Raw genomic sequence first — 23,970 nt, 5'->3', positions numbered from 1 at the left:
ACGCGGGACGAAGACAACAGGTCTGCCTCCCGGCAACATTGCCACTCAAGCGCCAACAACCAGCCTCGTTGCGACACCCGCAAATCTTTGAGAACGTGGAGGGTTTTGCCCATTGTTCATGCGATGAAAACCTCTCATTGCGCTACAACTGTCCGTGTGAGCAACAAACCCTTCAAAGGCAACAAAGCCAGCCTCCCCAGCAAGCCGTGCGTGGTCTGCGGCCGCCCCATGACGTGGCGGAAGGCATGGGCCAGGAACTGGGATGAAGTGAAATACTGCTCTGATGCCTGCCGGGCGAAGAAGGGGCTAAAAAAGGACGTCTCTGAGGCAAAGCATGATTGAGCCCTCGCCGACAGCACAACGCCGCCGGAACTTGGTCATCGTGCTCGGTGACCAGTTGGACCATGAATCGTCAGCCTTCGACGGCTTCGACCCCGGTCAAGACCACATCTGGATGGCCGAGGTGGCTGAAGAGTCCACCCATGTGTGGTCTTCCAAACCACGCATCGCCGTCTTCCTGAGCGCCATGCGGCACTTCGCTGAGGCCTTGCGCAAGCGCGACTGGCCTTTGCACTACACCCAACTGGACGATGAAGACAACACAGGCACCTTGTCCGGTGAGCTGGCGAAAGCCATTGAAGCGCTCCACCCCGAGGGTCTGGTGCTCACCGCGCCCGGCGACTGGCGCGTGCTCCAGGCCATCAAGACAGTCGCCAAAGAACATTCGCTGCCCCTGGACCTGCGAGACGACACCCATTTCTTCAGCACGGTGCGCGAGTTTGCCGCCCATGCCAAGGGGCGCAAACAGTTGCGGCTGGAATACTGGTACCGGGCGCTGCGCAAGAAACACAACATCCTCATGGATGACGATGGTCAACCCGTTGGCGGCCAGTGGAACTTCGACGCCGACAACCGCGACAACTTTGGCAAGAACGGCCCGAAGCATGTGCCCAAGCGCTTTCAAATAGCGCCCGACGAACTGACGCGTGAAGTCATCTCGCTGGTGGAAGAACGCTTTGCCGATCACCCTGGCCAGCTGGACAGCTTTGCCTGGCCCGTCACGCGCGAAGACGCCCTCCAGGCCCTGGACGACTTCATCAAACACCGCCTGCCGCTCTTCGGCCAGTTTGAAGACGCCATGTGGACCGACGAAGCCTGGCTGTGGCATTCCCACCTGAGCCCCGCGCTCAACCTGAAGCTGCTCAACCCACGCGAGGTGGTGGCCGCCGCAGAAGACGCCCTCCAGCACGACAAGGCGCCCATCGCCGCCGTGGAAGGATTCATCCGCCAGATCCTGGGCTGGCGCGAGTATGTGCGAGGCATCTACTGGACGCAAATGCCTGGCTACCTGGAGCGCAACGCACTCGACGCCCAGAAAGGCCTGCCCGATTGGTACTGGACGGGCGAAACCGACATGGCCTGCCTGCGCGAGGTCATCACCCAAACCTTGACCCACGGCTACGCCCACCACATCCAGCGGCTGATGGTGACCGGCCTGTACGCCTTGCTGCTCGGCGTCAAGCCGCAGGCCTTGCACGAGTGGTACCTCAGCGTGTACGTGGATGCGGTGGAATGGGTGGAGTTGCCCAACACCTTGGGCATGAGCCAGTTTGGCGACGGTGGCCTGTTGGGCAGCAAGCCCTACGCCGCCAGCGGCAAATATGTACAGCGCATGAGCAACTACTGCCAGGGGTGCCGCTACGACCCAACTGAATCCACTGGCGACTCGGCCTGCCCCTACACTACCTTGTATTGGGACTTTCTGCAGCGGCACCGGGCGACGCTGCAAGACAACCCGCGCATGCGCATGCAGCTCAAGAATCTGGAGCGGCTGACGCCAGCGCAACAAAAAACCATAGCTTCACGGGCCGAAGAGCTGAAGAAGCAAGGCGCCTGACACGACCCAGATCAAAGCGCGGGCAGCCATAATGCGGTCCAATCGCATGCAAACCGTCGCGCCCCCAAACAGCGAGCAACCGCCACAGGGCGGAGCATACGCGCCTGCTCCCACTGACATTCCTCTCCATGCACCGAACGATCTTCACCACTCCTGTGGTCAACACGCTGCTGCGCACATTCTCCGTGGCGTTTCTGAAGCTGACCGGCTGGAGAATTGAAGGAGCCCTGCCTGCCGAGGCCGCCAAGAGCGTCTTCATTGCCGCGCCACACACCAGCAACTGGGACCTGCCCTACACCCTCATGGTGGCCTTCGCCCTGCGCCTGAACCCGTACTGGATGGGCAAGCACACTTTGTTCAAAGGGCTGGCCGGGCCGGTGATGCGCTGGCTCGGCGGCATTGCCGTCAACCGGGACCAGGCCAACAACCTGGTGGCCGCCTCAGCGCAAGCCATCCGGGACGCCGACAGCCCGCTGCAACTCATCGTGCCGCCCGAAGGCACCCGCAGCAAAACGCGCTATTGGAAAACCGGCTTCTATCACATCGCCCGCACCGCCGAAGTGCCCATCGTCATGGCCTACATGGACTACGCCACCAAGCGAAGCGGCCTGGGCCCACTGTTCGAGCCCACCGGCGACGTGGAAGCCGACATGAGCGCCATCAAGGCGTTCTATGCGCCGTTCAAAGGGAAGAATGCTGCGCAGTTTGAGAATGGGTGATCAGGCGTGATGCCATCCACCGACCACAAGAGAGTCCGCTACAGACGCTGGATATACGACTGCAGGTGCTCTACCCCAAGGTCAACAATCGGTCAGTCACTTGCTGTTGAGGGGGAGTTCATATGCGAATTGTCAGCGGGCGTCACGCCGCCTCGCCCGCTAGCAAAGGTTGGTTACTGCGGAACCAGTCTGAGGCCTCGGCGTCCCATGGCCACACACCGGACGTGCTTGGCCAGACCAGTTGGACCGCGTCAAAGTCTGGCCCGCCGTGAAGCCAGCAAGCGGAACGCATGTACTCAGCGCGATGCTCACGTGCGACTTGACCAAATTGGATCGAAAACCCGTCCAGGAAGCCGAGATACGGCACACCCAGTTGAAACCTCTCACCCGCTTGGCACCGGCGGTTGTACTCATTGACCATCCAGTGCGACAGCTTGGAGTTGAGGCCAAGGACAATGACCTCGGGAGCGCCGGACGATTTGGCCACACCAATGGAGTACGAGAAGGGGGGCTCCTTCTCATCCGGATCAAAGACAGAGGTGACACTGCACCCATGTACATCGATGTGATTGAGGATGTTGCGCTCGTACTCTTCCATCAGTCCGCTATCCGTCGGCGCTCAGCAAGCGGCGAAGCCGTCCGCTGCAGCAAAAAGTTGGTTTTCAGTCGATCGAACACATTAGCTCCAATGCGAAGTAGCGGTTGTCCGACCTTCTTGCCATCTTTAACGTGCCGTCCATGTTGTGGCCGCCGTCATCCATCAACCACGACGCTTCTTCGAAATTGAGATCGGCCTTCAACTGCGCCAAAAGTTGATGGGCAAGTCGCTCAAACGAAGGAGCCGGGGCCAATGCGGCGTAGCTCCCCTGCGACGACTGAAGAAAACGTCCCAACTCTCGGAGTTGATTGTCGCATAGCGAACGGCTGCCATCGCGGGGAAAACGGAAGTGAGCTTGGCTTGCCGCCTCAACATACGTGTACAACAAGCCGCCCTCTGAATACGCGGCGTGTGAAAGCGCCTGCAGCTCTTCAAGCAAAGCGAGCGTAGTCGGGGACAACATTGAAAACTAACGTCCAGGCGTCAGGGGTGCTGCGTGGCTTTATCGCGCAGCACCCCTGGGAGCAAATCGTTGGGCCACGGTCGTGGGAACTCTACGCGCGCCGATGTCAAGGCGTGGCCTAGCTGGAGGCGCTTCCGTGGTGCCTTCAGCTTGGCAGGAAGGCGGCTTAACCAATGGCCATTAGGTCCAACCGGAAGGCCACGGCGAGAAGACAGCTGCCGAGAGGTTGGGAGCGGTTTGGATGAGAGCACCTCGATAAAGTGGTCGAGTTGCGCGGGGTCACTGAACTGAAGTTCGTACTCATCAAACTGCACATGCAGAACGAGGTAGCCTTTGCGGGGCACTCGATTCGGGGCGGGCGCCTCGCAGAGTCCTGAGGTTCCCGGAACAGGCACATGCACCCAGAATGCCTGCGGCGCTGTCCGCCAGTCATATTGAAAGGTGAAGTGGAATGTGGAGTTCATGAATGAGGAACCCAATGTTGGCTCTATGCGGCGCGCAGCCCGCGCCGTGAAGCGGCATCCTGTGGCTGCGTGTCCACGACGAGCAACATGTTAGTCAGCAACGACAAGCTCTACCGCCTTTCCGTATTCAAGCTTACCCCGTACATGATCTCGCATGGGCGTTCGTTGTTCAAGACTATCCAAATCGTAGCTGTGGAGCGAAAAGCTAGCTCGATCAGGTCGATGAACATTCCAAAGTACGTTGAATCCGAAGCCGTGTTCGGCATCCGTCGTCTGGCTCTTATGGCGACTGTCGTCGGGACCGCACAACGCAAAGCGCCAAGATGAGCGAACCTTGGGTTTCGCACGCAATTCCTGCATCACGGCTGGTGAGAGCTTGAAATCGACTTCCGTGTTCGATTCCTCACTGCCAGCACCACCAGGATGAAGTTCGTCGATGGTCTTTCCAGTTCCGAGAGTCGGTCCAGCTTCGGCGAAGGTGACAGTCACTGTTTGTCCTGGGCTTAGCACTTCTTCGGTCCAAATCAAATATGTGGATTCGCCATTACCTGGGTATCGAGAGCTTGACACATGCACAGTGGCAAATTCTTGATCCACTCTGGTGCCGCCGATCCCAACAGAAACCACATCAAATCCGTCACAGGAGATTGCAACCAGCGTCACCCCGTCTATTGAAACTGCGATGCGTGCCATTGCGAACCAATTTTTAAACTCAGCCACCGCTTTGAGCGGTCGGCTAGAGCGCCATGTTATGTGCTTTTTTTAATATCTGGCAAGTGCTTAGCAAATACATTTATATAAGGTGTATCAAACTGGAGTTTTGTTACGCTTTCCAGTTCAACGCCTACCTCTTCATCCTCCCATTCACCAAGCGCATTAAACTCCTTTATCCATATTATTTCATTTTCTATCCCTGATACCTTCCCGCAAGAAAAGACATCTTCCTCTTCGCCCTCAAATTCACACTCTACGACAATATTAGTTTCATTGTCCTTAAAGTACTCCAATAGATCCATCAAGCTATCGACGGGAGGGATGCTCGGCGCGGAAACTTTAGACAATAGGTCTTCATCTTTAAACATTTTTTCAAAAAATCGCTCATATTCACTTGAGCGAAGGCCAATAATATCTTCAACCCTTAAAACACAATAACCTTCGCAATAGAAATCGTGATACTGCTGCAAAATTATGCTTTCGTTACCAACAAAATGAACAAAACCATTAGAATAAATGCCGGACGGATACTTTCTCTCAAGCCTAACCTTCGTTAGCTTTCCTTCGAACATTTTCAGATTAGTGCTTTTCATACATTTAGCACCTTACGTTGCAGGTAAAAGGCGGCCCGCTTGCGGGACGTCCAGTGGATGCCACAGGTCGCAATGGATTGACCACAACGCTAGCCACCAGCGGCGTCGATATTTTGCGAAAAGGCCAAGCTGTCACTCTCTGAGAGTGGGTGTTCAATTTCTTTTCCCGGCCCGCGCAAGACAAGTCGGTCTCCGATGCGACAAAGATCAAAAGGCTTTTCATTTATGGTGCTAATCGACATACACCAGAGTGGAAGATATGTGGCCATTGGGATATGAGATGACCAGTCTTTTCTATTGTCGTTAAGCCAGCCTTGCACAAACTGAATTTGCTGCTTTGATAGAGCGGCAGACTTTGTTTTGGCAATAACAGTGCCATCGCTTTTGCGATAAAATCCAACAGTGCCCTCCTTAATTTCGACTGGGTCAATTTCGCTACAGCCTGCTAGCAGCCATAGTAAAAATAATGCAAGGCTAATTCGAAAGGTTTTCATGGTGGCTAACGACTAAGGCCGTTCATCCTGCGTCGATTTGTTAAACATTGGATTCAGACGCTGCCGCATAGCTCAATAAACTGCCAATTTTGCAGGCGCACACCCAATGTGTGTTCTTCATCCCATCCTACTCGGTATGCGATCTCAACGGTGGAGATGCCCTGCAACGGCTCTATTGCTACGTGTGAAGGGAAGACATGTTGCCAGACTTCCCTAGCCTCGGATATTTCTGGAAACGGCTCCTCTAGCGCCCCAAGGTCACCCCGGGCATTAGCTTCGGCTACGGCTAAGAAGTGATCGTAAAGCGCGGCCTCAATCTGATTGATGTGAGACGCGTAGCGAGTTGGCAGTTCTTGGGCAAGAGCAAGGGCCGAAGCATACGGACCCTTTCGGTCACCTGCAAGGCGCAGCTCCATAGCCCCGTGAGGCGCAAGGTCAACCGCACCAATCCAGTAACTTCCGCTTTTCTTGAAGGAGCCAAGAGCGTCATCGGCAAATGGCTCTGGCTTGAACAAGCCAAACATGAATACTCCCTATGACGATGTTTAACGCCTGGGTCATGGGAGACATGGAGTGGAGCTATTTTTTGCGATAATTTGCGAAGCAAACGCAGAAAATAGCGCAACGTAGTGGCTTCCCATGCACCCACTTGTTAAGTGATACTCACACCGCTAATGCAATTTCTATAATGAGCATAGTGGGGGTGATCCTCCCCGAATGCTGATTCGAATGCGAGAAGAAGTGATCCAAACAAAGACTCATTAGAGATACTGACCTTGCTTCTAATCTTTCTAATCGTGTTTGAAACAAAAGATAATAATGCCGAAAAAAGAAAATGTCCGTTGAGCAGATAAATAGGTCTATCTATCTTACTAAGAATATCGGCTTCTATTTCCCGCGCCTTGTCGTCAAGAATATCGAATCCAATACGCTCAAGATGGCTAGATATTTTATTGGAACACAGCTCCGGAGTTTTTTGTCCTTTTAGAAACTTACAGGCATTGTCACCATATACAGACACGCCAGATGAATCTTTTTCATTCTTAATTGCACCAATCAGCAATGGCAAAATCGCCACATTAATTTTATCAAGCCATTCTCTACATTCATCAATTGTGATTGATTTACGAGATAGCCTTCCAATTGCTCGGATAACTCCTTGAATCGTTTCCTCAAATATTAGAGTATTTTCAATAGAGTAACCGTAGGTCTTTATGATGTTTGGATGAGCGATCTCATCTTCAAATATTGAAAGGTCAGAATCCATAGCAATCAGGGCATTCACCCTATTGGAAAACACATCGTCCGCGTATTTTTCTAAGTTTTTCTTTCCACCAACTTGCTGAACTTTTACCTGATGCTCAGAGAATTTAGAAAACATATATTCCCAAAAAGGAATATCGTCATCACCTTCGACATAAAGCATTACTTCGACACTATAGAATCGATTTAGTATATTCTTCGCTGCATTAGAATATTCGAGACTACTCACTAATGATTTCCTCCATATTTAGCAAGCAGTCTCCATAATTCGCTGCCACTTCTGGTGAGTGAGTGGCAGCAATTACTTGAGCATTTGGATTCAGCTTTCTTATTGCTGGAATTACCATTCTCTGCCACTCAATATGCAGTGATATTTCTGGTTCGTCTGCAAGGTATATATGTGGGCTCTGATTTTGCAATAGAGCTTCAGTTAACAAGATTAAAAGCTGTTTTTCTCCTGATGACAGACGAGAGTGAGGTATAGATCCCTGCTGATTCGATATAATCAAATCACCTGATTCGAAAGCAAACTCTTTGTCTTTAATAAAAGACTTTACGATATTAAGAAATAGATTTATTTGAGAATATATATCTTTAACTTGCCTCTCGGAAAGCAGAGACATTTCTACAATTTTTCTCGACTTTCTAAGTGCTTCTAATGATCTAAATGCATCAGCAACGGGTTCAGCATCATCTTTATTCTCGAAACTATGTTTTATCTCTGAAAGCGCTTTATCAATTGAGTTAACATGAAAAGTAATTTTTTTTCTTATTTCTGAATCAATTGCATTTAACTGCGTGTATGCAGAGATAAGATTTGTTTTTTCCTTCTCTTTTTCAAACTCCAAAGTATAACCAGATTGTTTAGCATCCTCTTCGCCGTACAAAATTGAGGCCAGCACATCCTTTTGGAGGCGTGAAGATATTTCCCTAGCTTTTTGTGATAACGCCAACTGATAATGAGTTAATCCTCGTAGGACTTCACCAAGACGAAAATCTACTGGTGAAACAACTCTAGAGCCATGTCTATCGCGAACCTCATACTCATCATCATTTCTGAGCCTATAAACAGAGAGGGAAGAAACACTTACAATCTCATCTAAGATTTTTCTGACCTTGACGGATTCTTCTTGTATATGTCGGCGAATATTTAAGGACATGCGCATATCTCCAGAAGGCAATATCCGTATTTTGTACTTTCTTTGAGAAACTTGGTATTCAATGAATAGAAAAGGAAAATTATCATCATCTACTTTTCGTGCCTTAATAGTCCTTTTCTTACCTCCCTTCGCGAGCTGAATCTCTACGGAGTCAAAGTCATTCGTTCCCAATCCATCCAGATCAACAACCAAAACTGAATGTAGTATGTTCATAAATGTAGTTTTCCCCGTTCCGTTTTTACCTATGACGATATTCACTTCGTCATTAAACTCACAGGAAGCATTACATCTATGCCAAAATCCATCGATATTGACACTCTGAATCTTGTACATACTATTTATCCTTATACGAATTCTTGATTTGACTCACTTAACGTCTCAATTCACCGACCTGCGCGGCTTTTCGCGCAGGTCCGGTGGAATGATGGGTTGGGCATCGGGCGTCAGAACTGGGCGACACTACCGATACCCCAATGATCGAGAAAGGGAGCCGAGGAGTCTGGACGACTCTGATTCGAATAGGCAATGCTCGCTTCGAGAAGCATGATGCGTGAGAACAGATAGGCTTTGATTTCTTCGGAAAGTGCTTCGTACCACACGGGTGCAAACGCAAAGTTCTCGCTGTTATCGATCACCGCGTGGATTACGGATGACGTCAAATTGTCACTACTGACCACTGATTCGAAGAATCGACGGGGAGCCGAGTTCGCAGAGTCGAGCCACGAAAATATTGCTGCTCCCCCTTGTTCTAGAGGAAGCAGATTAACCACAAGCTGGCTCATATCAGCGCTCAGGTCTTCGTAGTCCTGCAACTGAATTCCGTTCATGTCATGAAACGGTTGAAACGCGAAGCTCGCTACAACATTCGGTGTTTGTGGGAAGAGCACGGCATATGTAACCAAACGATCCCATGCCTTCTGAACGAGGTATCCATCAAGTTTCGCCTTGAACCCTTCGACTTCCTCGGCGCCCCGAAGGGAGGCGGCTTGAAAGACGAGCGTGTATTCGCTGTAAGTTAGTTGTTCGTCGATGCCGTGTATTGCCTGAATTTCCTCGGGGGCCGGGAGTGACTCATATTGTTTCCGTTTGAGGTAGCACTCGCGTGCAGTTGCGCGATACGCAAGCATGAAGCACTGCTCTCGGCGGAAACGGAAAGGTTCGTTCTCAATACAACTGAAAAGCTCCGCATCATGTTTGGCGCAAAAGCCGTTGAACACAGAGACATCACGAAGGCCCGAGCGTTTGATTTCAATTGGGTGTGCATCGGGTGAGAAACGCCCGGAGTGATTCGGTGCATAAACATGGCCGTCCACACTGAGCTTTCGCAGGACCGCCTGACTAGAAAGCGTATGTGCAGAGACGATACCTCCTGCATGGTCTGTCTGCGGTGCCATGCACACCTTCGTGCTGAATCGCTTGCGAAAATTCGCGATTAGATCGGCTGCTGCCTTTGGGTTATGTAGATCCCCTAGCGACATGGCTCAAGATGCCCAACTTTGATTTAAACGGCAAAACGCCGGATACCCACAATGCTTGCCGTTAAACAAAGTCATGCAAGGTTCGAAAATATCGTTTAAAATCAATCCTGTAGCGCATATTCATGTGCACTTGTTCAGGTATAACAAAATCGACAAACCCGACTGGCTCCTCCCGGGCCGGTTCGGTGGCTGATCAGCAGAACAGAACAGCGCCACTCACCACACCTCTTCACATTTTTTTTCTTCATCGTCTTCCGAGGTGGATGAATGCAATGCCGAATACATTGCAGCTTACAGCCAGACCAAGCTACCGTCCACTTTTCCCCGCCTCATCTGTTGTGCCGGCGCGAGGAGACTTCACGAGCTCGGCGCCAAGCTTGGCCAGGCATGCCAAAAGCGCCGCAACCACGAGCCTTCCGTCACGAGAAGAAGTAGACAGCCGCGATGATGCCCAAGGCCAACCACAACCACAGGAGGCCCGACGAGCGTTTGACCTCGCCGGGCGCCAGGCCTGAGCTCGTGTGGTGACCCTGGCTCGCCTGCATGGCCTCCACAGCCGCTTTGGCTGCTTTCAGGCTGACGCCTTTCTGCTCGCGATACAGGCGGATGGCCTGGATGGTTTTGCCTTGCTGAAGCAGGCGGCTGATGTCGTCGCTGCCTTCGCCCGTGAAAGCCTTCTGCGGTATGGGTATGTTCATGCACAACTCGCCGCCGGCTTCGATCTGGTCAACCGCATCTTTGGCCTCTTTCAGGCCCAGCCCGGTGGCTTCTCGCAGAAGCTTGATCGCCTCGATCTTGTTCCCGCGGTCGAGCGCCGCTTTCACTTCGGGTGGGACGGGTGGGTGTGTGGATGGCATAGGCCGCGCAGCGATGCTTGTGCAGCGCTCACCAGAACGCCATCTCGCGTTGCCCCAGGTGTTCCAAGCAAGGAAAGCCGGCCGCGCGGTCTTTCCAGAAACGCCCGTGAAGCACGGCGGGGAAGACTTGAAGACTGCGCACCTGTTCTTCTGTGTGCCAGGCTGCGTCAACAATTTGCTCGGCCGCGGCTTCAGGGTTGTCGACTGAAAGCTCACCGCCGGCGAGACGGGCGACAAACCAGAACTTGCAGTACCGGGTTTCGGGGTTGAAGAACTCCTCGACGTACACCAGTTTCTGGGCCACCACGGAAAGACCGGTCTCCTCTCGCACCTCCCGCTCGGCCGCAGCGGCAAGCGTCTCCGTGCCTTTGACGCCACCCCCGGGCGCGACCCAGAAATCATAGACCTTTGGGCGCCGGTGGCGAACCAGCAGAAGCCGCCCATGCTCTTCAACCAGAGCGCCAGCAGATATCCGATGTTTCATCTTCAATACAGTCTCACGCCAAGGTTGCAACAAGGTAAACGGCTCGCCCTGCCCTCATCTCATACAACGCCTTGCCGTTGCATCGAAACACGCACGACAAGCCGGGCCAACCAGGCCGACGCCTCACGGCCTGGTTCGTTGGCTGCTCAGGCGTTGACGACGATGGTCTTGGCCACCATGTCGTGCCCGCACTGACGCTTGTCGCCGAAGATGAGCAGGATATTGACCAGCCCCAAAAGCCCACCGATCCATGGAATGAGCCCGAGCACCCAAGCAAAGCCATAGCGCTTGAGCAAATGCTCCTTGACGTCAGCGGGTGCACCGCTCTCAGCCACGATCTTGATGTTCATGACCTTTTTGCCAACGGTCTGCCCGTTGGCGGCCAGTGACTTGCCGTTGATGAGCACAAAGATGACGATGCTCACCAGGGTCATCATGAACGAGTAGCCCATGGACGAGCCGCCGCCGAATCCACCGGTGAGGAACATGACGGGAATCAGCACGGCCAGCATGATCAGCCCATCGACAAGCGCCGCCAGAAACCGGTTGCCGCGGCTGGCCAGGTCAGGCTCCATCTCGATCGGGTCCTGGGCGCTCTCATGAGTGGCCCCGGAAGCAGTGGCTGGGTTTGCCGCAGAGCTGTCTGCGGAGTTTTGAGGGTGCTGGTCGTTTTCCACTTTGTCTTCCTTGCCTTGAAAGGTGATACCGGCAGACACCGGCGGTAATTAAACGTACCGAGAGCTTACAAGTGGAGTGTGTCAGCGTCTATCCCAAAGAGGTGGTGCTGTTGCAGCGTTGCAGACAACGAACGGTGGCGCACAACAAACTTTTCAGCAGTCGCCAAACAGGCTCTTGCACTCTTCCTTGAGCTTCTCGATGCGTTTGAGGTGCCCACGCTGTTTGGTGTTGCAACGGTGGGCCAGGGTCAGCTGGTCTGCAATATGGATTTCGTTGGTGGGGTCTTTCTCGCGCAGCTTTTGCAGTTTCGCGTGCTCTCTGTCGCAGGTTTGCTCGAGCCCCCTCATGAGCTTTTCCTCGCGGGGAATCAGGCGGCCTTTCAGGTTGTCCAGACGCCGCTGGCGCTGGCTCTCCTCGACACTCGCGTTGATCCGCTCGGCACGGCTCATGCCCGGGTCACCGCTGTCGTCTGCAGGCTTGGCGCTCGGAGCAGACGCAGCGCCAAGCGGCTCCGGCTCTTTGACCTTGCCCCGTGATGGCCGCACGGTGATCTGGCGACCCTTGCCTTCACACGGCCCGTCCTGGAACGTGACACGCCCGCCCGGGCCTTCGCACCGGTTGATGGCGGCCGCATCCCCGGCCCCGATGAACCAAAAGAAGAAGGCCGCGAAGGCCAGAGTTGGCAGTTGCAAGGCTGTCGATCGATCGCCCATAGAGTTGTTCTCCCCAGAATTCATGGCCGGGCCGGCACTGGACCGCTCGGCACCATACCCTTTCAGAACAACACTCTAACAAAGGCCCTGGTTTCAGGCCCGCGCAGCCTTGGTCAGTTGCTCCACGATTTCTTGCGCAGCCTGCTTTCCCTCAGGCACTGGCAAGAGTGGGTAGACATGGCAGGCACCATCGCAGGTGATGAGATCGACCTTCGGGCTACGCCCCCGGAACAACCGGATATCCGGATAGACGATGTCGTGGGTGCCGCAATAAATGGTGGTGGGAGGCAATCGACTGATGTCCATGTGCAATGGACTGATGCGCGGGTCAAGCGGGTCGCCATCTCTTGACCAGTGCTCTCCTGCGATCCGGGCACCGACCAGCCCCAGCCAGGGGTCCCTGGGCTCGACAGCATGGATCTCCGGGTTGCTGCAGGTCACGTCCAGCCAGGGCGAGATGAGCATCAGTGAGTGCGGCGCAGGCATTTTCAGATCGGGCAACACGCTGGTGAGCCCGAGCGCCAGGCCTCCACCGGCGGAATCGCCCGCCAGGATCACATTGCCTTCACCGTGCCGCCGCAGCATCTCCTGGTAGACGGCTGGCACGAAGCGGTATGCATCGGCCCAGGTACAGGTGGGCATCAGTCCGTAAATGGGCACCTCGACCGTGAGCCCTGCATCGGCCATGCGGCCTATCAGCGCCCAGTGCTGCGGCGCGATTTCATTGACGTAGCCACCGCCGTGCAGGTACATCACTGCGCGAATCACACCTGAAGGCTGCCGAGGCTTGACGGTATAGGTCACGAAGCCTGCAATGGTGCGCTTCGTGATTTCGTGGACCCTGGTCAGTGTTTCAGGCGGCTCGGGATTCGCCTTCGGTCCGGCCTCGTTGGCCAGGAATCTGGACGCGTTGCTCCATATGGGTTTGCGGCTGTAACGCAGGTACCAGCCAATGAGCGTCATGCCCACACTCATGGGTTTGCCTCCTGTTCAGCGGACAAGGACTCCGCCGAGAAATCGACCTGGACGCACTGCATCGATGGCGCACTGCTGAAGGCCAGCCACTCGCAGCGCCTTCACATCAAGCCCTGGGTGCCTCCAGCTCCTGTTGCAATTGCCTGAGCATTTGCTCAAAGACCGAGGGTGGTTGTCCCCCCGTGACCAGATATCGACCGTTGAGCACAACAGAGGGAACCGACCGTATGCCATTGGCCGCGTAAAAGTTTTCGCGTTCACGCACGCTGTGCGCAAATTCGTCACTGTCGAGCACTTCGCCCGCTCGTCGCTCGCTCAATCCGGCATGGACAACCGCCTTGAGCAACACGGACCTGTCTGCAGGACTCTCGCCACGACCATGGTAACCCTCCATGAGCGATCGCTTGAGCATCAATTGCTGTCCGGAGCGGGCCTCGGCCCCGGCCCAGTAGATCAGGCGGTGGGCGTCAAAGGTATTCCACACACGGCCTCGACCGCCTGGGGCAAACTGGAACCCCACTTCGGCGCCGCGCTGGCGGATGGACTCGTGCACCTGCGCCTGCTCTTCCTGGGTGCTGCCGTATTTCTCGCCAAGATACTCGGAGACATCTTGCCCCTCCGGCCCCATGTCCGGGTTCAACTCAAACGGCTGGAAACGCAAGTCCACCTGGACCGACCCACCAACGGAACGCAGCGCTTCCTCGAAGGACGCAAGCCCGATGGCGCACCATGGACACGTCACGTCAGAGATGAAATCGACGCGAATATTGCCAGGCGCTGATGAAGTGGTACTGCCGAGACTCATAAGGCGCGATAGTAGCGGCATCACAGTGGACGCGATAGAAAATTCCTCATGTTCCTTTTCATTGTGGGGATAAGGGCACAGATCAAGGACAATAGGCGGGCACCGACCTCGTGGTGTGAAAACGCAATGGCCGGCTTCGATGAGGCAGCGAAAGCCCGCCTGTCACCACCGTGGTGACGCAGGCAATTGCCTGTCCCTGATCTCGCCACCTCTCCAGCACAGCCCCTCGACAAATGATTGACCGTTACGCCGTCATCGGCCACCCCATTGGCCACAGCAAGTCTCCACATATTCACGCCGCTTTCGCTGCCGCCACGGGGCAGGACATGAGCTATGTCGCCATGGAGGCTCCGCTGGACGGGTTTCGCAGCACAGTGACGCAGTTCATTGCTGAAGGTGGCAAAGGCGTCAACGTGACCTTGCCGTTCAAGGTGCAGGCGTTTGAGTTGGCGACCGATCCACAAGAGTCCGCGCGCCTCGCGGGGGCCGCTAACGCGTTGAAGTTTGAAGGCGACCGCATCCTGGCCGAGAACTTCGACGGCATCGGGCTGGTCAACGACATCCAGCACAACCTTGGCGTATCACTTCAGAGCAAGCGCGTATTGATCTGCGGCGCTGGTGGCGCCACACGAGGTGCCATCCTGCCCATCGCAGCACAATCGCCCGCATCGCTCGTGATCGCCAATCGCACGTCGGCCAAGGCTGCGGCGCTGGCCAAAGAGTTCTCTGATCGCACCCAACTGTCGGGCTGCGGATACGAGGACTTGCAAGGTGAGTCCTTCGACGTGATCCTCAACGCCACCTCCACCGGCCTGGGCCAGGACGCGCTGCCGCTGCCCCCGGGCGTTTTTGCCAGCGATGCGCTGGCCTACGAGCTGGTGTACGGCAAGGGCCTCACGTCTTTCCTGCGGCAAGCACAGGCCGCCGGCGTGACCGCCGTGGCCGATGGTGTGGGCATGCTGGTCGAACAGGCCGCTGAGGCGTTTGCCTGGTGGCGTGGCGTCAGGCCCGATACGGCAGGCGTGATCAAGGCACTGACCGTACCGCTGGTCTGAGGCAACCACTCCACGCCCCCCCAAAAAAAAAGCATGGGCGCCTGCGCCCATGCCAAATACCTTGGAAACGGGCTGGCCAAAGCCAGCCGGGTGCGGGTGTGTCCGACTCAGAACGAGTGCAGAAGACCCAGCGCGTAGGAGTAGCCAGACGCGCTGCCACCCTTCTTCACATAGTCCAGATAGACCTTGGTCCGCTTGGACATGGCGTAATTGGCAAACAGCTCCGTCGCGTCGGCTTCCGTGCCGGTATTGCGCGCATGCTGCAGGCCCACTGTGACAGGACCGAACGGAGCCGATGCCCCCACATAGGCGCCTTTGCCCAGTGCTTCGCTTTCACGAACCACGTAACCAGCAACCAGCTTGGCCACCTGGAAGTCATAGCTGCCAGCAATGGCTTGAGCGGTGCGGTTGCCCGCCACTCGCTTGGTCTCAGCCACATAGCCCACTGCAAACGGCCCGGTTCCGTAGTTCACGCGCACCTGCAGGCTGGCCTGATCCTCGTTGTTGCCGGCGAGCACATAGCCCAGGCCGACATCAGCTCCTCCCATGTTGGGCGTGACGTACTGAATCTGCGAAGGACGGCGTGAGGAGCTGTACCAGGTCACAGGGCTGACGCCGGCATTGGCCATGGCGGAAGATCCGGAAATGCCGTTGAGGTCGAAGCGCGCATGGCCTTGCGTCGCCACCGAGGACGTCAAGCCAAACCGGGTGGCGCCAAAGCCGCCAGAGAGCCCAACCCATGCCTCACGCGTGAAGCTCAGCCCTGGCCCGCCGTCGACGAGGGAAATGCCGCCGGTCTCCAGGCCGAAATTGGCAGCGAGCCCGCCACCCATGTCTTCTGTGCCCTTGAAGCCGATACGCGATGGTGTGTGGTAGCTCTGTGCAGAGGCTGCATTGCCACGTCCGCCATTGATCGCCACTTGCCCACCCGTGGTGCGGCCAACGCTCACATCCAGCACGCCGTAAAGCGTGACTGACGAGTCGGCATGCGCCATGCCGCCTGCTGCTGCCATGGCCGCGACGGCCATCCATTTCAATTTCATGTTGATGTCTCCAGAAGTTGTGTATGCACGCCTGACCCACTTGGCAGACGTGGCCGTTTCAGGTTGGCGATCCGCACGCTATCTGCATGACGGCTTCGCATACCCTGATCGGGCCTTGCCATTACACCGACTGTCAAAACATACGAACAAGTTAATTCATGAATAGCTGATAGATGTATAAATAACGGAACAGTTCGTTCATTTTTCAGGGTTATTGCCGATGCCACCGCATCGGCGACAATGCCAACGACGCTTTCAGCACTTTCCTCTTGCTCCATGACAGACGCCACAGAGTCCGCCGACAAGGCGCAGGCCACCACAGGCCGCACCAACGACCCAGCCCGCACCATGGCCAACATCCTGGCCGTGGCCCGGACCGAATTTGCCGAAAAGGGCCTGGCCGGTGCGCGTATCGACGAAATTGCTGCCGCCACCCAGACGAGCAAGCGAATGATCTACTACTACTTCCAGAACAAGGAAGGCCTGTACCTGGCCGTTCTGGAAGCGGCATACCGGGAGATGCGCGAGCAGGAAGCCGATCTCAAGCTGGACAACCTCCCGCCTCTCGAAGCCCTTCGCACGCTGGTCAGCCACACCTTCGACCGCCAATGGCAGCATGAAGACTACGCCCGGCTGATCATGACCGAGAACATCAACCGGGGGCAGACCCTGGCACGCAGCCAGTACATACAGGAACTCAATGTGCCGGCAATCTCTTCCATTGAAAAGCTCTACCAGCGTGGCCTGGCCGAGGGTGTCTTCCGCCCCGGCCTCGACCCAGTGGAGATACACGCGTCCATCTCGGCACTGACTTTCTTCAACGTGTCCAACCAACACACGTTCGGGCTGATCTTCAAGATTGACACCGCAGGCCAGGATTGGGTCTCACGCCGCCGTCAAGGCGTGGTGGACATGATCGAGCGCTATGTGCGCATCTGACGCCAGCCGGCACGACGCAAGATACAGCAGATCAAATCGATCTCAGAGAGGCCACCTGCGGGTGGCCTCTTTTTGTCTGCGGCTTGCCCAGCGAATGCCACCCCCTGGAAAACCCTGATTCTTCAGAACTAACCAGTTCGTACATAATTGCACGCATTGGAGACAAATCGGATGCTCGACAAAATCATCAACGGCTACTGCCGTCTGCTCTCACTGATCATGGTCCTGTGCCTGGTCGTCATGGTGGTGCTTGTGTTCTCGAACGTGGTGCTGCGCTACGCATTCGATTCCGGCATTGTCATTGCAGAGGAAATCTCGCGCTGGCTATTCATGTGGGTGGTGTTCCTGGGTGCCACTGTGGCCTGGCGTGACCGCAGCCACATGGGCACCGACATGCTGGTGGCCCGCCTGCCCCGCCCGCTTCACCGCCTCGTGCTCATTGCCGGCCATGGCCTGATGCTCTACGCCACCTGGCTGATGTTCAGCGGCAGCTGGATGCAGGTTCAGCTGAACTGGGACGTGGAAGCCCCTGTCTCGGGCTACTCCCAAGCATGGGCCGACGGCTCTGGCCTGGTGTTCGCCGTCTCTTGCGGCCTGCTGCTCGTGCTGGACATTGTTCGGCTGATGACCGGCCAACTCGACCCTGAAGCGCTGCACAACCCGGCAGGGCTGGAGCCCACCGAAGCAGACCTGGCGGCGCACGAAAACCGCAACTGAACCCCATCTTGCACGACACCGACACCTGTTGCAGCGCCTGAGTCCGGTCACACCGACAAAACGCCCATGTGCGCCAGCCCAAAACCTGACCTCTCGCCCAACACCCACTTCTTTCGCCTCTTGCTGACATGACCATTCTTGTTTTTCTGGGATCGCTGATCGGCTGCATCGCCATCGGTATTCCCATTGCATACGCACTGCTGCTCGCCGGCGTGGCTCTGATGTGGCACATGGACTTGCTCGAAGCGCAGATTCTTGCCCAGAACGTGCTCGAAGGCGCCAACAGCTTCCCACTGCTGGCCGTCCCTTTCTTCATGCTCGCTGGCGAGATCATGAACGTGGGCGGCTTGTCCAAGCGCATTGTCAATCTGGCCATGACCTGGGTGGGCCATGTGCGCGGCGGCCTGGGCTACGTGACCATTGTGGCGGCCTGCCTCATGGCATCGTTGTCGGGCTCCGCCGTCGCGGATACGGCAGCGTTGACCGCGCTGCTGCTGCCCATGATGGTCAAAGCCGGACACGACAAAGCCCGATCAGGCGGACTCATTGCCACAGCCGGCATCATTGCACCCATCATCCCGCCATCAATCCCCTTTGTGATCTTCGGCGTCACCACCAACCTGTCCATTGGCAAGCTCTTCATGGCCGGCCTGGTGCCCGGTGTGCTCATGGGCCTGGCCATCGCCGCAGCCTGGTGGATCACCACACGCCAGGAAGGCGTGGAGCCGACGCCTGCCAAGTCCCGCGCGGAGCGGATGTCAGCTCTGCGCGAATCGGTCTGGGCGCTCTTTCTGCCCCTCATCGTTCTGGTGGGGCTCAAGTTCGGCGTCTTCACTCCCACGGAGGCAGCCGTCGTTGCAGCGGTCTATGCGTTGTTCGTGGCCACGGTGATCTACCGTGAGATGAAACTCTCGCAGCTATATGGGGTGTTTCTTGGCGCCGCCAAAACCACTGCCGTGATCATGTTCCTCGTCGCTGCCGCCGGCGTCAGTGCCTGGCTGATCACGGTCGCCAGCCTGCCCGCTCAGCTCATCGAGCTGCTCGAACCGTTCATGGACAGCCCCACATTGCTGCTGCTGGTTCTCATGGCGATATTGCTACTGGTCGGCATGGCCATGGACATCACCCCCACGATTCTGATCCTGGCCCCTGTGATGGTCCCGGTCGTCAAGGCCGCTGGCATCGACCCGATCTACTTTGGCGTCCTGTTTGTCATCAACGGCGTGATTGGACTGGTCACGCCGCCGGTGGGCACCGTGCTCAACGTGGTGGCAGGTGTGGGCCGCATGCGGATCGACCATGTAGCGCGGGGCGTATGGCCTTTCATGCTGGCGCAGATTCTGGTGCTGGTGCTGCTGGTCCTGTTCCCGCAGCTGGTGCTCACGCCACTGAAGTGGTTCTACGGATGAAGCGCTCCCCCTCAATAGTCAAAACCGCTTCGCTGATGCAGCCTGGCATTTGAATTTGCATTTGAGTTTGAATTTGCATTTGATTTGTCTTGACACTTTGAACACACACATGGACGTGGAGGTGGAACTGGCATCAGGCTTGTCCATCTCTCATGAAACAACGGCTCGGCAGGTCACGGGTTCGCCCCTGCCGAATCGCCTTTTGAAAGCGACCCACCCGCACAAGGAGACAACTCCATGAACCGCTTGTTCGTCAAAACCGTCATTGCCGCTGTTGCGCTTGCTGGCAGCAGCCTGGCCATGGCAGAGAAAACCATCAAGTTCGCCAACCAGAACGCTGCCGGCCACCCCATCATTCAGGGCATGGAGAAGTTCGCCGAGCTGGTGGACGCCAAGTCGGGCGGCAAGCTCAAGGTCAAGGTGTTCCCCTCTGGTCAGCTTGGCAGCGACCAGGCCAACGTCACCGCTCTGCAGGCTGGCACCATTGAGATGGCGTCCATGAACTCGGGCATTTTCGCCAGCCTCACGCCAGAGATGGCCATCTTCGATTTCCCGTTCATGTTCCGCAACGGCCAGGAAGCTGACAAAGTGGTCGATGGCGATTTCGGCCAGAAGCTGCACGCCAAACTTGAGCCCAAAGGCATTGTTGGCCTGGGCTATTACGAGCTGGGCTTTCGCAACATCACCAACGGCAAGCGTGCCATCAACACCGTGGCCGACATCGAAGGCCTGAAGCTGCGCGTGATTCCCAACCCGATCAACGTGGACTGGGTCAAGGCCCTCGGCGCCAACCCTACCCCGCTGCCATGGCCAGAGGTGTATGCCGCACTGGAGCAAGGTGCCGTTGACGGACAGGAAAACCCGGTGGCCACCATCCTGGGTGCCAAGTTCTACGAAGTGCAAAAGCACATCGCCCTGACCAACCACCAGTACAACCCGCAATCTGTCGTGGTGAGCAAAAAGTTCTGGGAGAAACTCTCTGCCGAAGAACAGAAAGTCATCCGCGAAGCAGTGGCAGAGTCTGCCGTGTTCCAGCGCAAGCAAGCCCGTGCAGCTGTGGACGGCGCGCTCGATACGCTCAAGCAGAACGGCATGCAAGTGACCGAACTGCCAGCGGCTGAAGTGGCCAAGCTGCAAGAGAAGATGAAGCCAGTGGTGGAGAAGCACGCCGACAAGGTGGGCAAGGAAACCGTGGAAGCGCTGCAGGCTGAACTGGCCAAACTGCGCAAATAAGCAACGACCGAAGCGGAGCAGACCCGTCTCTGACTGGCCTGCTCCACGCGGTTTCTGCGACACTTGAGCCATGAAGCAAAAGATTCTTGTCCTCAACGGCCCCAACCTGAACCTGCTCGGTACGCGCGAACCCGCGCAGTACGGCTACACCACGCTCACTGATGTCGAGGGCTTCTGTATGGCCCACGGCGAGAAGCTGGGTTATGAGGTGGAGTGTTTCCAGAGCAACTGGGAAGGCGCGCTGATCGACAAGATCCACGAGTACGGAAAGCTGTTCAAGGAAGGCAAGGCCCTCGGTTGCGTGTTCAACCCCGGTGCCCTGACCCACACCTCGATCGCGCTGCACGACGCCATTGCAGGTGTCGGCGGCCTGCCCGTCATCGAATGCCACATCTCCAACGTCCACGCGCGTGAAGCGTTTCGCCATCAGTCATGGGTCTCCCCCGTGGCCGCCGGCATCGTGGTGGGGTTTGGCGTCGACGGCTATCTCGTGGCCATGGATGGCCTGGTGCGCAAGACCACGCAATCGGTCGCACGAACGCAACCTTAAGCACTGCCAGGACTGCCCGTCGCTGACTGTCCGCCCTTGCCGCCAAGGCACAGGGGGCGGCTCTGCTGACGTCCGGGTGTTCTGGCAAGGCCAACCAGAGTGCCACCATGATCACCGGTCTGACGACCTTTATCGCCCATATCGGCTACCCCACATTCACGTTCAAGTCGCCCCAGATATACAACCCCTGGTTCGACCAGGCGGGTGTGGATACCGTCGTTGTGCCAATGGCCTGCCAGAAGGAGGACTTTGCCGCCTTCCTGCCTGCCGTCTTTCGGCTGCAAAACCTGGTGGGAGCACTGATCACCATGCCGCACAAGGTGGCTGTGTGTGACCTGGTCGACGACATGAGTCCTGCCGCACGTGTGGCAGGTGCATGCAACGCGGTTCGCCGCATGCCCGACGGACGTTTGCTGGGCGACATGTTTGACGGCGAAGGCTTTGTGCGCGGCTTGCGCACCAAAGGGCAGGACCCTGTTGGCAAACGTGCCCTGGTGGTGGGGGCCGGCGGCGTAGGCTCGGCCATCGCCGCATCTCTGGCTGCCGCTGGTGTGGCAGAACTGGCGTTGTTCGACGTTCAGCCCGGTGCCGCCAATGCCTTGGCTGCCCGCATTCGCCAGCATTTTCCGGCGGTTGAAGTGCGCACAGGACGCAGCGATCCTGAGGGGTTCGAGCTTGTCGTCAATGCCACACCGCTGGGCATGAAGCCGGGCGACCCGCTGCCTGTCGACGTTGACCGGCTCAGCCCGGGCACCATGGTCGGCGAAGTGGTGCTCAGCCAGGAAATGACGGCTTTTCTGCAGGCGGCGCAGGCCAAGGGCTGTACCGTTCAGATTGGCGCCGACATGCTGTTCGAGCAAATACCGGCCTACCTGGAGTTCTTTGACCTGCCCAGCACAGACGCGGCCACGCTGCGCTCACTGGCCCAGCTCGATCCAGCAGCCTCTGCTACAGCCTCTGCCCAGGCGGCAGCCTCAGTCTGACGCTGGATCTACAGCGGCGCCCGACTCATAGCAAAAAGTCGAGAAAGTCGGCAAAGGGAGCCGACATGCGCATCTTCCAGACCGTAAAGCCATCCGCTCCCTCAATGAGCGCGTTGTAGCCACCGGCATCAGGCGTGCCGGTAATGGGCACGGACTGCGCGAGACGGGCCTGCTGGCTGGCTTTGACCTCAGCGGCGAGTGTCTCGTTGCCACGGCAGATGACAATCAGCTCTGAATTCAGATTGGCCGAGCGCGGATCGATGTTGTAGGTGCCGATCACCACGGTGTCGTCATCCACCACGGCCCGTTTGGAGTGCACGCCCCAGCGTTGAGATGCCGGCGGGCGGACGCTGCCTTGGAGTGGCTGCCCTTTGTACGCCCAGACCTCGATGCCCGGCACTTTCAGCATGTCCAACGAATCAGCAAGATTGGCCACGGTGTAGAACGCATCCGTCGAATACAGGCTGTTGGTCAGAAAAGTCAGCTTTGCACCCTTGCGCGTCACGGCCTTCATCACCTCTGCACCATCGGCCCTGAGCACGAGGTAAGGGCTTTCGACAAAAATCGCCTCGTCCGCCTCGTCGACCAGCCTGGAAACCGCATTGAACACCCGCCGCCGCTCCACGCCCGAGCCTGGATAGTCAGTGATGAAGTGCAGGTCAGGGCACGTGGAGACATTCAGGGACGGTTTGTGTTCGTCCAACTCGGCCAGCAGTGCGGCCTCGTGGGCACTGAGCTGTCCCAGCAGCCCACCACCGGTGACCACCACCTCTTCCTCGCGCAGATCTTTCGGGTCTGTGACCCAGTCGGACGCCCAGTACAGCTCAAAGGAATCGGCAATGGCCGCTGCCACAGGCCCGTCCAGGCGCAGATCACTGTCGAGAAAGTTGTAGTGCTCGGAAATGTCAAAGTAGTCATTGCCGATGTTGCGGCCACCGATGATGGCCGAGTGACGGTCCACCACCAGCAGCTTGCGATGGGTACGGTGCTGTGAGGCGAAGATGCGCGCCAGGCCCGTGGTGTTGTAGTAGCGCACCTCCACGCCGGCCTTCTCCAGCGATTTGACATACTCCGGCGCCAGCTTGAACACAGGGGTTGCAAAGTCCACCAGAATGCGGACCTTCACGCCCTCTCTGGCCTTGCGTGCCAAGGCCTGCGAGATGAGCCGGCTCGCTTCGTCGATTTCGTAGATGAAGAACTCCAGCTCGATGGACTGCGTGGCGGAGTCAATCATTCGCAGGCGTTCGGCAAGCGAGTCAAAACCCACATCCAGCAGCATGACCTGGTGCGGTTCCTGAGAACGCACGTCAATGGCCGGATGCGAAGGCGCGCGGCCCAGCCACTCACGCTCGCTGGCCTCCTGAATCCCCAGGAATGCCGCGGCGAACACCAGCGGCACGACCACCAGGACCAGGAACACCGCCTTGGCCAGCCACTTCAGGACGCGGCCCAACTTCCCCCCAAACAGTTTCATTGACTCGGTGCCTCCTCACCGTATGCATCGCCTGCCACCCGTGAAGCTGACGATCAGCGCTGGCGCGAATGCACTCCAGTGTACTGAAGCCCTGCGTGACAGAGTACCGGGTGTTGCGTCAGTGCTTCGTCAGCACGTCCATGGCGGCGCTGCCCCAAAATGATCCCACGCCTGACCATCATGTGCGGCGCCGCGCACGCCGATGGTCTTGT

Annotated in this window: 28 protein-coding genes; 10 read left to right on the top strand and 18 right to left on the bottom strand. The window is 56.8% G+C overall.

Translation table 11 applies throughout. The features are described 5' to 3' along the window. Positions 1 to 123: 123 nt before the first annotated feature. The 3 genes from ABWV89_RS02405 (at position 124) to ABWV89_RS02395 (ending at position 2,616) form a co-directional block, all read left to right on the top strand. Complete coding sequence (locus ABWV89_RS02405; protein ID WP_353393846.1) at positions 124 to 342, top strand: DUF2256 domain-containing protein; 219 nt, start codon at positions 124 to 126, stop codon at positions 340 to 342. Then, on the top strand, positions 335 to 1,897 hold the full coding sequence (locus ABWV89_RS02400) for a cryptochrome/photolyase family protein (RefSeq protein ID WP_353393844.1): 1,563 nt from the start codon (positions 335 to 337) through the stop codon (positions 1,895 to 1,897). The genes ABWV89_RS02405 and ABWV89_RS02400 overlap by 8 nt, the downstream gene beginning before the upstream one ends. A 128-nt stretch (positions 1,898 to 2,025) precedes the next feature. Continuing rightward, the gene (locus ABWV89_RS02395; RefSeq protein ID WP_353393842.1) at positions 2,026 to 2,616 is read left to right on the top strand and encodes a lysophospholipid acyltransferase family protein; all 591 of its coding nucleotides are present in this window, start codon (positions 2,026 to 2,028) and stop codon (positions 2,614 to 2,616) included. A gap of 142 nt (positions 2,617 to 2,758) precedes the next feature. Here ABWV89_RS02395 and ABWV89_RS02390 read toward each other — a convergent pair whose 3' ends face one another. From ABWV89_RS02390 to ABWV89_RS02320, 15 genes are all read right to left on the bottom strand, one after another. Further along, positions 2,759 to 3,214 (bottom strand): DUF4262 domain-containing protein, encoded by a 456-nt coding sequence (locus ABWV89_RS02390; RefSeq protein WP_353393840.1) that lies wholly within the window; start codon positions 3,212 to 3,214, stop codon positions 2,759 to 2,761. A gap of 64 nt (positions 3,215 to 3,278) precedes the next feature. Then, the gene (locus ABWV89_RS02385) at positions 3,279 to 3,677 is read right to left on the bottom strand and encodes a hypothetical protein (protein WP_353393838.1); all 399 of its coding nucleotides are present in this window, start codon (positions 3,675 to 3,677) and stop codon (positions 3,279 to 3,281) included. A gap of 554 nt (positions 3,678 to 4,231) precedes the next feature. Further along, positions 4,232 to 4,834, bottom strand: a complete 603-nt coding sequence (locus ABWV89_RS02380; RefSeq protein ID WP_353393836.1) for a hypothetical protein — start codon at positions 4,832 to 4,834, stop codon at positions 4,232 to 4,234. A gap of 56 nt (positions 4,835 to 4,890) precedes the next feature. Then, complete coding sequence (locus ABWV89_RS02375) at positions 4,891 to 5,448, bottom strand: hypothetical protein (RefSeq protein WP_353393835.1); 558 nt, start codon at positions 5,446 to 5,448, stop codon at positions 4,891 to 4,893. Positions 5,449 to 5,537: 89 nt separating this feature from the next. After that, positions 5,538 to 5,942 carry a hypothetical protein gene (locus ABWV89_RS02370; protein WP_353393833.1) on the bottom strand — a complete coding sequence of 135 codons (405 nt, stop codon included), beginning with the start codon at positions 5,940 to 5,942 and terminating at the stop codon, positions 5,538 to 5,540. A gap of 53 nt (positions 5,943 to 5,995) precedes the next feature. Continuing rightward, a complete protein-coding gene (locus ABWV89_RS02365; RefSeq protein ID WP_353393831.1) occupies positions 5,996 to 6,466 on the bottom strand; it encodes a DUF6985 domain-containing protein in 471 nt (156 codons plus the stop codon). A 128-nt stretch (positions 6,467 to 6,594) separates the two neighbouring features. Further along, a complete protein-coding gene (locus ABWV89_RS02360) occupies positions 6,595 to 7,434 on the bottom strand; it encodes a DUF4435 domain-containing protein (RefSeq protein ID WP_353393829.1) in 840 nt (279 codons plus the stop codon). Then, positions 7,427 to 8,698 carry an AAA family ATPase gene (locus tag ABWV89_RS02355; RefSeq protein ID WP_353393827.1) on the bottom strand — a complete coding sequence of 424 codons (1,272 nt, stop codon included), beginning with the start codon at positions 8,696 to 8,698 and terminating at the stop codon, positions 7,427 to 7,429. The genes ABWV89_RS02360 and ABWV89_RS02355 overlap by 8 nt, the downstream gene beginning before the upstream one ends. A 110-nt stretch (positions 8,699 to 8,808) precedes the next feature. Next, positions 8,809 to 9,759, bottom strand: coding sequence for a hypothetical protein (locus ABWV89_RS02350; RefSeq protein ID WP_353393825.1), 951 nt, complete (start codon positions 9,757 to 9,759; stop codon positions 8,809 to 8,811). 503 nt (positions 9,760 to 10,262) lie between these two features. Then, complete coding sequence (locus tag ABWV89_RS02345; RefSeq protein WP_353393824.1) at positions 10,263 to 10,700, bottom strand: ribosomal protein L7/L12; 438 nt, start codon at positions 10,698 to 10,700, stop codon at positions 10,263 to 10,265. Positions 10,701 to 10,728: 28 nt separating this feature from the next. Then, complete coding sequence (locus ABWV89_RS02340; RefSeq protein WP_353393822.1) at positions 10,729 to 11,184, bottom strand: NUDIX domain-containing protein; 456 nt, start codon at positions 11,182 to 11,184, stop codon at positions 10,729 to 10,731. 146 nt (positions 11,185 to 11,330) lie between these two features. Continuing rightward, positions 11,331 to 11,759 (bottom strand): RDD family protein, encoded by a 429-nt coding sequence (locus ABWV89_RS02335; protein WP_353393820.1) that lies wholly within the window; start codon positions 11,757 to 11,759, stop codon positions 11,331 to 11,333. Between the two features lie 255 nt (positions 11,760 to 12,014). Further along, positions 12,015 to 12,575 carry a DUF4124 domain-containing protein gene (locus ABWV89_RS02330; RefSeq protein WP_353393818.1) on the bottom strand — a complete coding sequence of 187 codons (561 nt, stop codon included), beginning with the start codon at positions 12,573 to 12,575 and terminating at the stop codon, positions 12,015 to 12,017. 93 nt (positions 12,576 to 12,668) lie between these two features. Beyond that, positions 12,669 to 13,550: an alpha/beta hydrolase gene (locus ABWV89_RS02325; RefSeq protein ID WP_353393816.1), complete on the bottom strand. Its 882-nt coding sequence runs from the start codon at positions 13,548 to 13,550 to the stop codon at positions 12,669 to 12,671. Positions 13,551 to 13,656: 106 nt separating this feature from the next. Next, on the bottom strand, positions 13,657 to 14,355 hold the full coding sequence (locus tag ABWV89_RS02320; protein ID WP_353393814.1) for a DsbA family oxidoreductase: 699 nt from the start codon (positions 14,353 to 14,355) through the stop codon (positions 13,657 to 13,659). Between the two features lie 233 nt (positions 14,356 to 14,588). Here ABWV89_RS02320 and aroE point away from each other — a divergent pair, with 233 nt between their 5' ends. After that, positions 14,589 to 15,410, top strand: a complete 822-nt coding sequence (gene aroE / locus ABWV89_RS02315) for a shikimate dehydrogenase (RefSeq protein ID WP_353393812.1) — start codon at positions 14,589 to 14,591, stop codon at positions 15,408 to 15,410. A gap of 107 nt (positions 15,411 to 15,517) precedes the next feature. Here the strand turns inward: aroE and ABWV89_RS02310 are convergent, their stop codons facing one another. Together ABWV89_RS02310 and ABWV89_RS02305 are read right to left on the bottom strand one after the other, a co-directional pair. Beyond that, entirely contained in the window at positions 15,518 to 16,453 is a 936-nt protein-coding gene (locus ABWV89_RS02310; protein WP_353393810.1) for a porin, read from the bottom strand. Next, on the bottom strand, positions 16,450 to 16,731 hold the full coding sequence (locus ABWV89_RS02305; RefSeq protein ID WP_353393808.1) for a hypothetical protein: 282 nt from the start codon (positions 16,729 to 16,731) through the stop codon (positions 16,450 to 16,452). Before ABWV89_RS02305 ends, ABWV89_RS02310 begins: the two co-directional genes overlap by 4 nt. On the opposite strand from ABWV89_RS02305, the gene ABWV89_RS02300 reads away from it, so the two are divergent. The 6 genes from ABWV89_RS02300 (at position 16,730) to ABWV89_RS02275 (ending at position 22,284) form a co-directional block, all read left to right on the top strand. Beyond that, on the top strand, positions 16,730 to 17,392 hold the full coding sequence (locus ABWV89_RS02300) for a TetR family transcriptional regulator (protein ID WP_353393806.1): 663 nt from the start codon (positions 16,730 to 16,732) through the stop codon (positions 17,390 to 17,392). The genes ABWV89_RS02305 and ABWV89_RS02300 overlap by 2 nt on opposite strands. A gap of 171 nt (positions 17,393 to 17,563) precedes the next feature. After that, positions 17,564 to 18,109, top strand: a complete 546-nt coding sequence (locus ABWV89_RS02295; RefSeq protein ID WP_353393804.1) for a TRAP transporter small permease — start codon at positions 17,564 to 17,566, stop codon at positions 18,107 to 18,109. Between the two features lie 128 nt (positions 18,110 to 18,237). Further along, positions 18,238 to 19,518, top strand: a complete 1,281-nt coding sequence (locus ABWV89_RS02290) for a TRAP transporter large permease subunit (protein ID WP_353393803.1) — start codon at positions 18,238 to 18,240, stop codon at positions 19,516 to 19,518. A 237-nt stretch (positions 19,519 to 19,755) separates the two neighbouring features. After that, on the top strand, positions 19,756 to 20,751 hold the full coding sequence (locus tag ABWV89_RS02285) for a TRAP transporter substrate-binding protein (protein WP_353393801.1): 996 nt from the start codon (positions 19,756 to 19,758) through the stop codon (positions 20,749 to 20,751). A gap of 70 nt (positions 20,752 to 20,821) precedes the next feature. Next, positions 20,822 to 21,301: a type II 3-dehydroquinate dehydratase gene (gene aroQ / locus ABWV89_RS02280; RefSeq protein ID WP_353393799.1), complete on the top strand. Its 480-nt coding sequence runs from the start codon at positions 20,822 to 20,824 to the stop codon at positions 21,299 to 21,301. A gap of 107 nt (positions 21,302 to 21,408) precedes the next feature. Further along, on the top strand, positions 21,409 to 22,284 hold the full coding sequence (locus ABWV89_RS02275; RefSeq protein ID WP_353393797.1) for a shikimate dehydrogenase family protein: 876 nt from the start codon (positions 21,409 to 21,411) through the stop codon (positions 22,282 to 22,284). Between the two features lie 25 nt (positions 22,285 to 22,309). Here the strand turns inward: ABWV89_RS02275 and ABWV89_RS02270 are convergent, their stop codons facing one another. Continuing rightward, positions 22,310 to 23,758: a phospholipase D-like domain-containing protein gene (locus ABWV89_RS02270; protein WP_353393795.1), complete on the bottom strand. Its 1,449-nt coding sequence runs from the start codon at positions 23,756 to 23,758 to the stop codon at positions 22,310 to 22,312. Positions 23,759 to 23,970 lie beyond the last annotated feature (212 nt).

This window comes from Hydrogenophaga sp. 5NK40-0174 (assembly GCF_040372165.1).
Taxonomy (GTDB): domain Bacteria; phylum Pseudomonadota; class Gammaproteobacteria; order Burkholderiales; family Burkholderiaceae_C; genus Hydrogenophaga.
Note: the sequence above shows the minus strand (reverse complement) of the source record. Positions and strands in the feature narration are given on the sequence as shown.